Annotated in this window: 13 protein-coding genes; 7 read left to right on the top strand and 6 right to left on the bottom strand. The window is 70.2% G+C overall.

The genetic code is table 11. The features are described from left to right. Positions 1–82: 82 nt before the first annotated feature. The 5 genes from ACQHIV_RS26285 to eccD are packed head-to-tail and all read right to left on the bottom strand — an operon-like array spanning position 83 to position 5,318. The gene (locus ACQHIV_RS26285; RefSeq protein ID WP_427886057.1) at positions 83–1,081 is read right to left on the bottom strand and encodes a type VII secretion protein EccE; all 999 of its coding nucleotides are present in this window, start codon (positions 1,079–1,081) and stop codon (positions 83–85) included. Beyond that, entirely contained in the window at positions 1,078–2,268 is a 1,191-nt protein-coding gene (locus tag ACQHIV_RS26280; protein ID WP_427886056.1) for a hypothetical protein, read from the bottom strand. The genes ACQHIV_RS26285 and ACQHIV_RS26280 overlap by 4 nt, the downstream gene beginning before the upstream one ends. A gap of 12 nt (positions 2,269–2,280) precedes the next feature. After that, positions 2,281–2,595 (bottom strand): hypothetical protein, encoded by a 315-nt coding sequence (locus ACQHIV_RS26275; RefSeq protein WP_427886054.1) that lies wholly within the window; start codon positions 2,593–2,595, stop codon positions 2,281–2,283. Positions 2,596–2,612: 17 nt separating this feature from the next. Beyond that, the gene (eccB, locus tag ACQHIV_RS26270; RefSeq protein WP_427886052.1) at positions 2,613–4,028 is read right to left on the bottom strand and encodes a type VII secretion protein EccB; all 1,416 of its coding nucleotides are present in this window, start codon (positions 4,026–4,028) and stop codon (positions 2,613–2,615) included. Positions 4,029–4,031: 3 nt separating this feature from the next. Next, the gene (gene eccD / locus ACQHIV_RS26265; protein WP_427886050.1) at positions 4,032–5,318 is read right to left on the bottom strand and encodes a type VII secretion integral membrane protein EccD; all 1,287 of its coding nucleotides are present in this window, start codon (positions 5,316–5,318) and stop codon (positions 4,032–4,034) included. A 114-nt stretch (positions 5,319–5,432) separates the two neighbouring features. Between eccD and eccCa the strand changes: the two genes are divergently transcribed. The 5 genes from eccCa to ACQHIV_RS26240 all read left to right on the top strand — a co-directional run bounded on the left by eccCa (position 5,433) and on the right by ACQHIV_RS26240 (position 11,793). Beyond that, complete coding sequence (eccCa, locus tag ACQHIV_RS26260) at positions 5,433–9,290, top strand: type VII secretion protein EccCa (protein WP_427886049.1); 3,858 nt, start codon at positions 5,433–5,435, stop codon at positions 9,288–9,290. After that, positions 9,290–9,658 carry a hypothetical protein gene (locus ACQHIV_RS26255; RefSeq protein ID WP_427886047.1) on the top strand — a complete coding sequence of 123 codons (369 nt, stop codon included), beginning with the start codon at positions 9,290–9,292 and terminating at the stop codon, positions 9,656–9,658. Before eccCa ends, ACQHIV_RS26255 begins: the two co-directional genes overlap by 1 nt. A gap of 20 nt (positions 9,659–9,678) precedes the next feature. Next, entirely contained in the window at positions 9,679–11,100 is a 1,422-nt protein-coding gene (locus ACQHIV_RS26250) for a hypothetical protein (protein ID WP_427886045.1), read from the top strand. 72 nt (positions 11,101–11,172) lie between these two features. Continuing rightward, positions 11,173–11,490, top strand: a complete 318-nt coding sequence (locus ACQHIV_RS26245; RefSeq protein WP_427886043.1) for a hypothetical protein — start codon at positions 11,173–11,175, stop codon at positions 11,488–11,490. Between the two features lie 12 nt (positions 11,491–11,502). Continuing rightward, positions 11,503–11,793 carry a hypothetical protein gene (locus ACQHIV_RS26240; RefSeq protein WP_427886041.1) on the top strand — a complete coding sequence of 97 codons (291 nt, stop codon included), beginning with the start codon at positions 11,503–11,505 and terminating at the stop codon, positions 11,791–11,793. Between the two features lie 42 nt (positions 11,794–11,835). On the opposite strand, the gene mycP is transcribed toward ACQHIV_RS26240, so the two are convergent. Beyond that, on the bottom strand, positions 11,836–13,008 hold the full coding sequence (mycP, locus tag ACQHIV_RS26235) for a type VII secretion-associated serine protease mycosin (RefSeq protein ID WP_427886039.1): 1,173 nt from the start codon (positions 13,006–13,008) through the stop codon (positions 11,836–11,838). A 99-nt stretch (positions 13,009–13,107) separates the two neighbouring features. Between mycP and ACQHIV_RS26230 the strand changes: the two genes are divergently transcribed. Both ACQHIV_RS26230 and ACQHIV_RS26225 read left to right on the top strand, forming a co-directional pair. Next, positions 13,108–13,434 carry a YbaB/EbfC family nucleoid-associated protein gene (locus ACQHIV_RS26230; protein ID WP_427886038.1) on the top strand — a complete coding sequence of 109 codons (327 nt, stop codon included), beginning with the start codon at positions 13,108–13,110 and terminating at the stop codon, positions 13,432–13,434. Next, the gene (locus tag ACQHIV_RS26225) at positions 13,431–13,808 is read left to right on the top strand and encodes a hypothetical protein (RefSeq protein WP_427886036.1); all 378 of its coding nucleotides are present in this window, start codon (positions 13,431–13,433) and stop codon (positions 13,806–13,808) included. The genes ACQHIV_RS26230 and ACQHIV_RS26225 overlap by 4 nt, the downstream gene beginning before the upstream one ends. Positions 13,809–13,811: the final 3 nt, after the last annotated feature.

Raw genomic sequence — 13,811 nt, 5'->3', positions numbered from 1 at the left:
TCCCGGGCCGTCGTCCAGCGGGAATCTTGCGGCTGTCCACGCCTGATACAGCCGATACATTGGCTGTCCAGCGGCCGCCGTATCAGGGGAGAGCGGCGAGAAAAGCAGCCTTGTGCCGACCGGTCTGAGCTATGGCCTCCGGCGCGACAGGGGCGTCGGCCGGAGCCAGTACCAGCGCGTGGTCGAGGTCGCTGGACGTGCTGACAGCGACCGCGCCCGGCTGCTGCAAGGCGAGCCCAGCGGGTACGGCGTACGTCCGGAAACGGGCCGGGCCGACGGCCAACGCGTCCCACTCCTCGGTGAGCTGTTCTGGCGTCAGCGCTGCCAGTACCTCGGTCAGCTCGGCAGGACCGAGTGGTACAGCCCGGAAGTTGCGGCGGCGCAACCGGCGGGTCAGCCGACGGACCGTGTTGGTCAGCAGCAGCTCCAGCTCCGAGTCCTGCGGACGGTCAGCGGACCGCAGCGCCGTCAGCGCTATCCAGGCCCGACCGGGCCGCCGCAGCAGCTTCAGCCGTACGCCGGTGTTCTCGTCCAGCAGCTCCGCCGGCGTCAGCTCCGGGGGTACGTCGGTCTCCAGCAGCACCGTGAGCCCGTCCGACCGAACGATGGTGCCCGCCCCGTCCTCGAGCTCACCCCGTGCTCCGCCCAGCCCGTGGAACCGAGTGCCGCGCACCAGGTACGCAACGGCGAGGTACAGCCACTGGTAGGACCACAGCCCGCGCCGCCAGCTCGCAGTGAGACCAACGACGACCAGCCCGACCAGTGCGGCGACAACCGCAGTCACCCAGCCCCGGCCGATCGCAGCAGCGACCACAGCGACCGCCAGCTGCGAGCTGACCACCTGACCCACCCGCACGCGCGGCGTACGCCGTACTTCGGCTGGAGGCGCAGCGACCGGGGCAGGAGCCGCCGGAGCAACCACAGGCGCCACCGGCGCCGGAGGAGCCGGCCGTACGGCGGGCCGCGGCACCACCCGCGCCGGTACAACCCGCGGTGGCGCCACCGTACTCGTCACCGCGGCAGCGACCGCCTGCGCAGAGGCGGCCACCACCTGCGGGGCCGAGGTCGGAGAGGTCGTCACGTGAACAGCTCGTCATCGAGCGCCGGGCCATCACTACGGCGGCGTACCGGCGGCAGTGTGAACTGTTCCTGCGCAGTGCGGCCCTGGAGGTCGGACTGGACACCTGTACGACGCAGTGTCTCCTTGCGGCTGCGAGTGCGACTCTCGTTCGACCCACCGCCACCGCCGCCGCCCGACATCGGCGGGGCGATCGTAGGCATCGCCTTGGCAGCAGCTGCCGCCGCAGCACGCGCCGTACCGCCGGCCAGACCGGGCTCCGTCCCGGCCGCGATCCGCGCACCAGCCGAGCCCAGGGCGCCCGACTTGACGCTGGCCGCCGAGCTGGTGAGCGCCCCGAGCGACCCAGCCAACGCCGCCGCAGGCATCCCGCCGGGGAAGCTGCTACCAGCCGACGTGATCGCGGACACCGGTTCCGGCAGCGTGGTCGGCGGCGGTGTCGTCGCCCCACCCGCCAGCGTCGGCAGGTCCGAGTGGATGAGCGTCCCGGGCAGCTTCTTGAAGTCCGGCAGCTTCGTCGTCGACCCCGTCGTACTCCCCAGACCGCTCGACTGCATCAGCCCGGTGACCGTGGTCAGAAGACCGACGCCCTTGTCCATCGCGTTGAACAGCTTCTCCGTCGCATCGAGCACGTCGGACGCCGGTATGGCGGGAACCGGCGACGCGGGCGTCGGCGCCGCATCGGCACCCGGCCCCTGCCAGCCCTGAGCCGGCGGCGGTACCGCAGTCGGGGCCTGCATGACCACGCCGACCGCCTCCATCATCCCGGCGCCGACCTGCTGCAGCCCGACCGCGACCTGTGCCGCGAACGGCCCGATGATCGGTACGGCGCTCAGCGAGATGGCGGTGTCGTACCCGCTCTGCAACGCCGGCATGACCGCCTGCGCCGCGTTCAGCGCCGTACCGCCGAGCCGCAGCGCCGCGGACATCGCGCCGGTGTAGGCCGCCCACTCGCCGAGCGAGGCGAGGCTGCCGACCACCTGGCCGTTGAACGCGACCTGCGACACAGACCCGATGCTGAGCGGCCAGGTGGCGATCGCCGCGTTCGCGGCACCGAGGTCGCCGTGGGTGGCGAGCAGCTGCTGACAGGCCGAGCCCCACAGGTCGGCGCCCGCGTGCCAGGGTTCGGCGCGCTGCCCGTAGAGCATCGCCGCCATCGTGTTGAGTTCCATCCCGAAGTACGCACCCATCGCGGTCCCCGATCAGCTCGGGAGCTCGTCGGCCAGCGCCCGGTGCACGGTCGCGTTGGCCTGGTCGGCGGTCTCGAAACGGCCGGCGATCGACAGCGCCGAGTCGATCAGCGACGCGATGCCGTTGGTCGCCTGCAGCGTGACGGTGCCGGTGTGCTCGACGCAGAACCGGACGTGGGCCTCGACGGTCGCGCTCTCCGGCATCGGACCGGCCAGCGGCGGCGTGGCCTGGACCGTGGTCGAGACCGGGGTGACCGTGGCCAGCGGTGCCATCGCCGCGAACTGCCGCAACTCGTCGGGCACCACGGTCAGTGTGCCGATATCCATGCTTCCTCCTAGATTCATCAAGGGCCGATCGGGTACGTCGCCGCGGACGGGTCGAGCGCATGGCCCGCGGGCATCCGGCTGATCAGTTCGGCAGGCAGCCGCACCACCGGCGGCTGGGTGTAACCGAGGACACCGAGCACGTCGCGGCCGGCCAGCTGGTACCGCCGTCCGAGATCACTCACGAACGACAAGGCCCCTGACCCGGCCGGCTGTGCAGGTGAAGCCATCGACTCGACAACGGCGCCATGGCCTGGCGGTACGACGACCACGTCGGCCAGCGGCAGCCCGTTGGGGTCACGTCCTGCTGTCGCACCGGCGTCACCTGCTGACGGCAGTGACCCTGCCAGCGTGAAGCGCGGCCGGAACTGCCCGTCGGAGAACACCGCGCACACCGATACCCCGGACGAGTCAGGCCGCGCAAACGTCGGCCTGGTCGCCGGCAGGGCCGAATCGGACGTCGTAGTACCCACACCGCCCGAGACCTGCGCCACCACAGCTGGATCCAGCGACACCGCCTCGGGCACAGCACCTGGGTACGCCGCACGGGTTGCCGGAGCGGTGCGCTGTACGTCGTACTGCAGCGAGGTGATCGCCACCAGCCGGTCCCGCTGCAGCAGGTAGTACTGTCCCTGGCCGGTCGACGTCTGTACGACGTACAGCGTGCCGACGCGTCCTGGTCGTAGGAGAGCGGACGGGGTGCCCGCTCCGGGGACGGAGATCGGGCCGAGCGGCGGGCCGGACGGGATGAGGTCCAGCCAGACGAACGAGACCTGCATCCACACCTCGTCGTTCAAGGCGAGGGCTGCCGCGACGGTGGCCTGCTGCTGGATCAGGTGCCGGTAGCCGTGCCAGATCAGGTACCGGCGGCCGCCAGGCCCGACCACGAGCAGGGAGTCCGCTGTTGTACCGCCCTGCTCGGTTCCGACGAGAAGAACGGACTGGACGATCGGGCTGCCCGAGGAATCGGTCCCTGGCTTGGCACACATCGACCAGCCGCTGCCGAGCAGCCGTCCCTTGTCAGGCAGCGAGTCCGGCGCGTCGGCGATCCCTACCCGCTGGCCGCGCGGTACGCCGAGCAAGGACTTCGCCGACACCATCAAGGGAGTGCTGTACTTGTTGGCCAGCAGCAGGGCGGACACGTAGTTCGCAGCCGGGTAAAGGACGCCGTCGCGGTACACGTAGCGAGTACCTGTCTCCTTCTCGACGATCACGTGGTCGCCGGACTTCCAAGAGGTCTTCCCACCGGGCGAGAGCTGCCCGTAGACGCCGGTGCCGACCAGCACCAGTGCGGCGAGCCCGATTCCGACGAGCATGGCGACGATGCCGCGGCGGAACGGCGGGTACTCCGGGTCCGTCTCGCGCAGCAGCAACGCATGCGTCATCCGCTGCTTGACGAACTGGTGTGACTGCAGCTGATCCCGTTTGGAGGCCATAAGTCACCCACCCAGCCCACGGACGTACGCGTACAGCCCGAGCACCCACAGCACGACAGGAACCACCAGCAGCACCAGTACGACCTCAGCCAGCTCGGCGTACCGCGCCAGGTATGCCCCTGGCCGGTGCCGCGCGTACCAGAGCCCTAGGAACGCAGCCACGACAGCGAACACCAGCAGCAGGTACGGCGACTGCACCAGCAAGCAGCCGAGCCCTACCAGTCCAGCGAGAACCAAGCTCAGGCGGTGCGCCACCACAGGCAGCAGCCGCGATCGCAGCAGGCAAATGCCGACAACCAGCACCACCAGCACCCGGCCGGGCGTGGACGTCGACCGTGCGAGCACATACAGGCAACAGGCGAGCCCAACGGCCAGCCCAGCCAAGATGCCCGTGTAGAGCGCAGCAGACCGCAGTACGGCGGCGTGCACCAAACGGCGAGGTGGTTGCGGCGCGTCAGCCAGCAGGTCCGCAGTACTGGTAGGAAGAACGGGCTTGGGCAGCCGGCCGATCCGCATGGCCAGTGGAGCAGCTACTGGAATCAGGGCGACGGCCACTGCACAAACAACAGCTGCTGACCGCGTAGCGTCGAGCGCCCCACCTAACCCGCCGGCAACTAGCGCGAGCAGACCTGCGCTCACAGCGGCCACGAAGACCGCGGTATGGCGAGCAATCCCGACGTAGCCGAGCAACCCGAACAGTAGGAGTGCTGCGCCACCCGCGGTCAGCCGTGGTGCGCCCTCAAGCGCTCCACCAGTCACCGCGAATACCAAGGAGACCGCGCCTGCCGTCGCAGCGGCGGCACCGTCGCCGACAGCACGTGAGAGCAGGACCGCGATCGCCATCAGCACGCCCGCGGTCGCAAGAGCGAAGTACGGGCTGTGCATGAGGACCAGACAGGTCAGTAACGCGGCAGCAGCAGCGATCAACCCACACCAGCGGCTCGCTCCTGGTGTCCAGGCGCGGCCACCGGACCGGGCGTCGGTGGCGATCGCGTCCACGAGGTCGTCGTACTCGAGCTCCGGCCAGTGCTGGTGGGCCGGGGCGAGGTGCAGGATCTCGCCGTCCCGGACGCCCTGGCCGGACAGGTCCAGGTGCGTCTCCAGGGCCTCGCCGTCGGGACGGCGCAGTACCCAGCCGCCTTGCAGTGCGCCGAAGTCGGCGAGGTCGTCGCCGGCGTGCCGGAGGATCCCGGGCAGCACGTCGGCCACCGTCGACCGCTCCGGCAGGGCCAGGTCGATGCGGCGTTCGGGTGCGTCGATGGTGACCTTGACCAGTCCGCGAATGCTCACGTCCGTCACGGTGGCACGCGCCGAACCATCAAACCGGACGGCTGCAGCTTGTGGACAGTCCGCTAGTGGCCGCCGTCCCCTGTACCGCTGTCACGGCGCCTAGCGTCCTGGAACATGTCCACAGTCATCGTCAGCAGACCGCCGCGGCGCGAGGGCCCGGCGTTGCCGAGTGGCGACGTCACGCTCGACCCGCCGCCGGCACTGCCGCGTCCGGCCGGCAAGCAGCTCTCGCAGTACGTGATGATGGTGCCGATGCTCGCCGGCGGCGGCGCGATGGCGTTGATGTACTCGACGCTCGGCGGTGGCGGCAAGATGAGCTACATCGTCGGCGGACTGTTCGGTCTGTCGGCGTTGGGTATGGCAGCGGTCGCGTTCGCCGGCCAGGGCGCCCCGCGGCGGGAGATGGCGCGAGCGCGGCGCGGGTACCTCAGACACCTGTCCCAGCAGCGCATCCGCGCTCGGCGGGCCGTTGTACAGCAACGTACTGCGCTGTCTTATCTGCACCCGGACCCGACGCAGCTGTGGACGTTGGTGGAGAGCTATCGGCTCTGGGAGCGCCGTCGCAACGACCCGGACTTCGCTATCGTGCGGGTCGGCACCGGAGCGCAGCCGCTCGCCACACCGGTCGCTCCGCCCGACACAGTCCCGCTCGAGGAGCTGGAGCCGCTGTCAGCCGGTGCACTGCGCCGCTTCATCACGACGTACTCGTCCGTGCCAGGGCTGCCGGTGGCGATGGCATTGCGCGGCTTTGCCCGCGTGTACGTAGACGGTGACGGTGCGCAGAGCTTGGCTCGTGCGCTCGTGGCGCAGCTGGCCACGTTCCACTCGCCGGACGACCTGCTGATCACGGCTGTCGTCGGCCCGGAGACCAGAGCGGACTGGGAGTGGCTGAAGTGGCTGCCGCATGCGCACCACCCGGACAAGTCCGATGCCCTGGGTCCCATTCGCCTGATCAGCAAGAGTGTTCCGGACCTGGAGTCCGTGCTGGGTGACCTGCTCGCGCAGCGGCCCAGGTTCGACCCGGCGGCAACAAGCCGCGTCGACGGGCCACACATCGTCGTACTGATCGACGGCGGGGACGTGCTCGGTTCCGACCACCTGATGACTGGCAACGGCGTAGAAGGCGTCAGTGTCATCGACCTGACCACCCAACCGCCCAGGCTGCTCGACCGATCGAGTGTGCTGCTGGATGTCGGGGACGACGGCGCACTGACCAGTGTTACGACAGACGGCGAGTCTGAGGTTGGCATGGCGGACAGCTTCACGATCGAGGACGCTGACGCTCTGGCGCGCCTGCTCGCGCCGCTGAGGCTGTCGGCGGGTGGAGACGGTGAGGAGAGCTTCGCCTCGGTCTTCGGCCTCACGGACCTCCTGGGCCTCGGGGACCCCTACAACTTCGACCCTGCCCGCCACTGGGGTCCTAGGCCGAACAGAGACCGGCTACGCGTCCGCTTTGGTGTCACGGCGGACGGTACGCCGGTAGAACTCGACCTGAAGGAGTCCGCGCAGGACGGTATGGGCCCGCACGGTCTCCTGATCGGTGCGACCGGTTCTGGCAAGAGCGAGCTGCTCCGGACGCTGGTACTCGCACTAGCGGCCACCCACTCGTCCGACAGCCTCAACTTCGCACTGGTGGACTTCAAGGGCGGTGCCACGTTCACCAAGCTGGACAGGCTTCCGCACACCAGCGCGGTGATCACCAACCTCAGCGAGGAGTTGGCGCTCGTCGACCGGATGTCCGACGCGATCGGTGGTGAGCTGATCCGCCGGCAGGAGCTGCTGCGCCGGGCCGGCAACTACGAGTCGGTTCGCGAGTACGAGCTCGCCAGAGCAGCAGGTGCCGACCTGCCGGAGGTCCCGACGCTGCTGGTGATCTGTGACGAGTTCTCCGAGCTCCTGTCCGCGAAGCCGGACTTCATCGACATGTTCAACCAGATCGGTCGCCTGGGCCGTGCTCTCGGCGTACACCTGCTGCTGGCCAGTCAGAAGCTGGAGGAGGGCCGGCTGCGTGGGCTGGACGCGCACCTGTCGTACCGGATCGGTCTGCGGACGTTCTCTGCCATGGACAGCCGGGTGGTGCTCGGTATGCCGGACGCGTACGAGCTGCCACGGGCGCCGGGGCATGGGTTCCTGCAGATCGGTACGGAGACGCTGGTGCGCTTCCGGTCGGCGTACGTGTCCGGTGTGCATCGGGCGGCTGCGCACACGGTGTCCAGTGAGTTCGCGGACGACGTGGCTGAGTACACCAGTGCGTACGTGTCGATGCCGGCTGCCGTCGTACACGAGCAGCCGGAAGAGGACGGCGTGGGCGAGAAGCTGCTCGACATCCTGGTGGATCGGCTGGAAAACAAGGGAAAACCGGCCCATCAGATCTGGCTGCCGCCATTGGACGACCCGCCGCCGCTCACCGCGCTCCTGCCGGCGTTGACTGTCGACCCGGACCGCGGGCTCACAGTTGCGGCAGCCGCTGCGCAAGGGACGCTACGGGTGCCGATCGGCCTGGTTGACAAGCCGCTCGAGCAGCGGCGAGATCCGCTGACAGTGGACCTCGCGTCCGGCGCCGGGCACGCGGTCGTGGTCGGCGGTCCGCGCAGCGGCAAGAGTACGGCGATCCGCGCGCTCGTGTCGGCGCTCGCGCTGACGCACACGCCGCGCGAGGTGCAGTTCTACTGCCTGGACTTCGGTGGCGGCTCGCTCGCGGGGCTCCGGGAGCTGCCGCACGTCGGGGGTGTCGCCTCGCGCCTCGACGTCGGCGCAGTACGCCGGACGGTTGCCGAGGTACAGCAGCTCCTCGTCCAGCGGGAGCGGTACTTCGCGGAGCACGGCATCGAGGGCATGACGTCGTACCGGCAGCGGCGGGCGGCGGGGGAGTTCCTCGACGACCCGTGGGGCGACGTGTTCCTGGTGATCGACGGGTGGTCGGTGCTGCGTTCCGACTTCGAGGACCTCGAGTCGACGCTCAGCGAGATCGCCGGCCGCGGGCTCGCGTACGGCGTCCACGTGGTCGCGAGCTGTTCGCGCTGGTTCGACCTGCGCGGCACGGTCCGCGATCTGTTCGGGACCCGGATCGAGCTGCGGCTGGGCGACCCGTCCGACTCGGTGATCGACCGGCGCGCGGCGATGAGCGTACCGGCGGACAAGCCCGGCCGGGGCCTCGCCGACAAGGCGCAGCACTTCGTGATCGCCACGCCGGACGCCGGCCTCGGCCCGCAGCTCGCGGCCGCCTGGCCCGTGTCGGGAGCACCGCGCGTACGGCTGCTGCCGCTGCACCTGACGGACGAGGAGCTGACCGCCGTACTGCGGAGGAAACCCGTGCCGGGGCTGCCGATCGGGCTGGCGGAAAGCGATCTCGGGCCGGTGTCGGTCGACCTGGAGGCCGACCCGCACTTCCTGCTCTTCGGCGACACCGAGTCCGGGAAGACCGGGTTCCTGCGCCGGATCGGGCGGACGCTGACCGAGCGGTACCGCCCGGACGAGGCACGCATCATCCTGGTCGACTACCGGCGCTCGCTCGGCATCACCGGTGAACACGTGATGGGTACGTTCTCGGAGCCGCGCGGCGTCGAGGCGATGGTCGCCGACCTGGTCCCGGTGCTCGAACGACGGCAGTCCGGGGAGTGGACGGGCCCGCAGATCCACATCCTGGTGGACGACTACGACCTGGTCGTCGGCCAGACCGGCAACCCGCTCGCGGGCCTGATCGACTACCTCGCGCACGGCCGCGACATCGGCCTGCACCTGATCGTCACCCGCCGCAGCGGGGGCGCCGGCCGGGCGATCTTCGAACCGCTGATCGCGCGCCTGCGCGACCTCGGCACCCCCGGCCTGCTGCTCAGCGGCGACCGCGCCGAAGGCCCCCTGCTCGGCACCGCCCGGCCCGAAACCCTCCCGCCCGGCCGTGGCCGCCTGGTCGGCCGCCGCGGCGACGCCCAACTGATCCAGCTCGCCGAACCCGACCCGAACGGAGCCTGATGAGCAACCTCGAATTCTCGTACGCCGAACTGTCCGGGTTCGCGAACGCCGCCGACGGCCTCAAGGTGCCGGGCTTCGCGGACGACACCGGCGACGACCTGCAGGGCGACGTGATCGGCGGCCCGCAGGCCGCGCACGAGTACACCAAGCTCGCGATGCTGGCCGAGTACCACCTCGGACGCGGCCGCCGCGGTGTCGCGGCGTTCGCCAAGCTCTCCCGCGACATCGCCGAACACTTCGGGCAGCGCGACCAGGTCAACGCCGAAGAACTCAACAAGGTCTGGAGCGCGGAGCACCTGCCGATGATTGCCAACGGCAAGCAGGACAAGCCGCCGCAGCTGCCGGAGTACCCCGAAGACCGCGCCTGAGCCGACCAGGAGTACGAACGATGACCGACCACCATCAGCAACAAGGGCCGTATGCGTCCGAGACGGACGTCGGCCGGATGCACGCCGAGCTGCAGACGCAGAATCCCGAACCCTGGCACACCCACGCCCAGCGCTGGACCAACGCGTCGAACGACCTGCAGACCGCCTCCGGCAATCTCACGACAGCTTTGAACGACGTCCGCACCTGGCAGCAGAGCACCGGCTCCCAAGCCTGGGTGACGTTCCGGAACGAGACGGTGAAGGGCGCGGACTTCCTGCACAACTGGAGCGTCAAGGCGACCGACATCGCGAACCGCCTGAACACCATGGGCAACACGCTGACCGACGCGCGCGGCCGGATGGAGCAGCTGTTCGCCTCCTGGACCGATGCGCAGTCGAAGCTGACCTCGAGCGACGCCAATGTCAGGAGCTGGAGCCAACAGGTCTCGGACAACTCGGTCGCTGCCGCACAGGCCGAGATGAACACCGTCTCCCAGGCACTGATCCAGGTACTCGACAAGGTCAGCGCCGACTTCGCCAAGTGGGACGGCCCGGAGATCGGCCTGCCCGGGGATCCGCAGACGCAGCCCAAGGGTGACGGGACCGACACCTCCAAGGCCGGCGGAGGTGCCGACGCCGCTGGGCCGACCAAGGTGTCTCCGGACGACAAGAAGCCGGACGACAAGAAGCCCGACGACAAGCCCGCGGACAAGGACCCGATCGAGGAGGCCGGGAAGTTCCTCGACGTGGTCGCCAAGGTGCCGGAGATCGCGGACAAGGGCATCACCGCGCTGCAGCACCTCAAGGACCTGCTCACGCCGAGTACGCCGGCGCCCACCACGACGACCGGAACGACCGGAACCACCACCCCTGCGGGCCCACCGATGGACGGGTTGGTGGGCGATCATCCGTCGCTCGCCGGCAGTACGGGAACCACCACCGCGCCGGTGTTCCACCCGGACGCGACGCTCCCGCCGGTCGGCAACAGCGGATCCAGCGCCCTCCCGGTGGGTTCGATCGGCGGGAGTTCGCTCGGGCACCCGGCCGGTACCAAGGAAAGCACGCCCGTACAGAAGTCCACGACCGTCGCCGGTACGGCGGGCTCCGAGCCCACGCTGGCCGGCAAGACATCGACGACTGCCGCGACGGGCACCCAGCAGAGTACGCCGCCGATGTACCCGCCGCAGAACGGCGGAATGGGGGCCGGAGGCAACGGTGCGCGCGACATCAAGCCCGGTGCCGCGGGGAACCGCAAACCCGGGTTCAACGTTTCGCCCGAGCAGAGCGAGACCGAGCGGATGCGCCGCAACGGCGTGCAGTCCGATCTCCAGGGACGCAACGGCGAGCCGCGCGCGGCCGGCGTACCGCAGCGGAAACGCAAGCGGACGCCCGCCCGCGCGGTCGAACGCGACGTACTCGACGAAGACCTGTGGCGGATCTAGCCAGACCGCCGCAACGAGCGTGACACCGACCGGTGATCACGTACCGGCAATCCCAACAGAGGAGGAACCACCATGGCCGGTGTGGAGACCGAAGCCACCAGGATGGTGCAGACGGCCGGCGAGGCCGCCCGGATCGGCGACGCGCTGAAGTCCGTGATGACGATGCTCGACAGCTCGATGACCAGCCTGACCCCGATGGACGGCGAGATCAAGAACGTCTTCTGGCGGGGCCACCACAACCACCTCGAAGCGGTCGACCAGCTGTGCGCGAAGCTGCACCGGATGGCCGACGGCATCACCACCTCGAAGACCGCGTACGAGACCGAGGACGCCACCAGCCACACGGCGTTCGGCCGGCTCGGCGCGTCCATCGACACCACGGTGCTCTAGAAGGGACGCAGGATGATCAACTACCCGTTCGACCAGATGGCGCAGGGTGCCATCGACATGGCCTCCGCGAACAAGCAGGTGACCGACCTGCAGGAGCAGTTCCAGCTCGCGATGCGCAACCTGCTCGCCGCCTGGAAGAGCCAGGAGGGCTCGCCGCAGATGCAGCAGGTGCAGCAGCTGTGGACCCAGGCCAACGAGGAGATCAACCTGGTGCTCGGTCGCCGCAGCACCGCGCTGGACGACTCGTGGATCGGGATGAAGCGCGCCGACAACGCCGCCGCGACCGCCCTCGACCAGGTTTGACCCCGAACGAAAGGCCCGGCCTCCGTGCAGGAGGCCGGGCCTTCAGCCTGCCCGCCAGCCCCGCCGCCGGCCGAGCGGTACGACGGCCGCGGCGATCAGTACCAACCCCGCCAAAGCGCCGGAGAACACGACGATCCGGCGCTCCGCCGAGCCCCAGGCAGCGGTACGTCGTTCCGCCGTGGCGGGACGAACCCGGGGCAGTACGGCGGGTTTCGCGGACGCGAGGACGTCCTGCACGGCCCGGGCGGGGTTCACCACGCCCGCGCCGTACTCGTCCGCCGGACCGGGCGCGGGCGTGGCGGTCGCGATCAGCCGGTTCGCCACCTCGCTCGCCGTGAGTTGCGGATCGGCCGAGCGGACCAGGGCCGCCGTACCGCTGACGAAGGCCGTCGCGAAGCTGGTGCCGTCGTAGTACCGGTGGCCGCGGACCCGGGTCGCGGCCAGTACGCCGCCGCCGGGCGCGGAGATGTCGACGTACGGGCCGACCTGCGAGTTCGACAGCCGGGTGCCGTCGATCGTGATCGCGCCGACGCCGACGACACCGGGGTACGCCGCCGGGTACGTGACCGGGTCCGGTCCCTGCTCGGCGTGCGCGTTGCCGGCCGCCGCGACGATCAGCGCGTTGTGCTGCTGGGCGTACCGGACGGCGTCGCGGACCGGTTTCAGGTCGGAGTACATCGACAGCGAGATGTTGATCACCGCGGCGCCGGCGTCGGCGGCGTACCGGATCGCGCCGGCGAACACCGTGGCGTCGACCGACTCGCCGGTCTGCTCGCTGGCGTCCCGTTCGCTGACCCGGATCGGCAGGATCCGCGCGCCCGGGGCGACGCCGCGGAAGCCGATCCCGCGCACCGGCCGCGCGGCGATGATGCTCGCCACCGCCGTACCGTGTGACACGCAGTCGAAGTTCGCGCGCAGGTCGCCGGGCGTCAGCAGGTCGCGGCCGGGCAGTACGGCGCCCCGCAGCTGCGGATGGTCGGCGTCGACACCGGAGTCGATCACCGCGACGGTCACGCCGCGGCCGGTGACCTCTGGCGGCACCCGGTCCGGTGCCAGCCAGGTCTGGGCCCACGGCAACTTGTTCACCGGCGTACCGCCGGCTTCGGCGTTCTGGCACATGCCTGCCGGGGGTGCGGCGGCCGCGGTCGCCGGCAGGCCGGCCGACAACACCACGGCGGCGGCCGCGGCCCAGCGGCCCGTTCTGGCAGTCCTCATGGTCGCGACCGTAGGTCCCGGCCCGATCGGGCCACGGGTTCTGACCCCTTGTGGCCAAGGGCTGACCACGACCGCCATCCGGACCCGACCCTGGTGCCCATGGAACTGTCGGAGATGGGTCTCGGCCGGGAACTGCGGGCGGTCGGTCTGCAGAACGAGCTCGAACGTTCGCTGACCGCGATGAACGCAGTACATGCCGAGCTGGCGTCCGTGACCGCCACCGCGGTCTCGCCGGACCGGCTGATCAAGGTGACGATCGGCGCCCACGGCGACGTCCGGGCGATCGAGTTCGATCCGGACATCTTCGGCGCCCACGACCCGGCCGGCCTCGCGGCCGCCGTACTGGCCACGCTGGCCGAGGCGAGCACCATGATCGCCACCAAACTCGCCGACCGGTACGCCGAACTCGCGGAGCGACTGTCATGACGCGGGTGGACCCGAGCGCCGTGTACGAGGTGGGCGAAGGGCTGTACGGGACCGGGATGCAGTGCGGGCCGGCGCTGGCACAGGCGCTGGAGGCGATCAGCGTCGAGGCGGTGCAGGCGGCGTGCGGGCACGACCCACTCGGCAAGGAGACCTTCGACGGGTACAGCACCCGGATCGCGAGCCTGTCCGGGTCCGGCGCCGCGCTGCAGGAGAGCCTGACGAACATCGCCGTCGGCCTGTCCGGTGCCGCGGGCCTGCTCGAACAGACCGACGGGGAGAACGCGGAGCGGGTCACGGCCGCCGACCTCGGCCTGCAGCTCGACGGCACACCGCTGCCGGAGACTCCCGCCGTCCCGGCCCCCGAGCCCAGGTAGCCG

The sequence above is a fragment of the Kribbella polygonati genome, assembly GCF_050320105.1.
In the GTDB taxonomy this organism is placed as follows: Bacteria; Actinomycetota; Actinomycetes; order Propionibacteriales; family Kribbellaceae; genus Kribbella.
Note: the sequence above shows the minus strand (reverse complement) of the source record. Positions and strands in the feature narration are given on the sequence as shown.

Bases quoted from the DNA above. Each gene is read 5' to 3' on its own strand.
- ACQHIV_RS26230 (WP_427886038.1), top strand. From the start codon at position 13,108: ATGGAACTGTCGGAGATGGGTCTCGGCCGGGAACTGCGGGCGGTCGGT.
- eccCa (WP_427886049.1), top strand. From the start codon at position 5,433: ATGTCCACAGTCATCGTCAGCAGACCGCCGCGGCGCGAGGGCCCGGCG.
- ACQHIV_RS26275 (WP_427886054.1), bottom strand. From the start codon at position 2,595: ATGGATATCGGCACACTGACCGTGGTGCCCGACGAGTTGCGGCAGTTC.
- mycP (WP_427886039.1), bottom strand. From the start codon at position 13,008: ATGAGGACTGCCAGAACGGGCCGCTGGGCCGCGGCCGCCGCCGTGGTG.
- ACQHIV_RS26245 (WP_427886043.1), top strand. From the start codon at position 11,173: ATGGCCGGTGTGGAGACCGAAGCCACCAGGATGGTGCAGACGGCCGGC.
- ACQHIV_RS26255 (WP_427886047.1), top strand. From the start codon at position 9,290: ATGAGCAACCTCGAATTCTCGTACGCCGAACTGTCCGGGTTCGCGAAC.
- ACQHIV_RS26250 (WP_427886045.1), top strand. From the start codon at position 9,679: ATGACCGACCACCATCAGCAACAAGGGCCGTATGCGTCCGAGACGGAC.
- ACQHIV_RS26240 (WP_427886041.1), top strand. From the start codon at position 11,503: ATGATCAACTACCCGTTCGACCAGATGGCGCAGGGTGCCATCGACATG.
- eccB (WP_427886052.1), bottom strand. From the start codon at position 4,028: ATGGCCTCCAAACGGGATCAGCTGCAGTCACACCAGTTCGTCAAGCAG.
- ACQHIV_RS26225 (WP_427886036.1), top strand. From the start codon at position 13,431: ATGACGCGGGTGGACCCGAGCGCCGTGTACGAGGTGGGCGAAGGGCTG.
- ACQHIV_RS26280 (WP_427886056.1), bottom strand. From the start codon at position 2,268: ATGGGTGCGTACTTCGGGATGGAACTCAACACGATGGCGGCGATGCTC.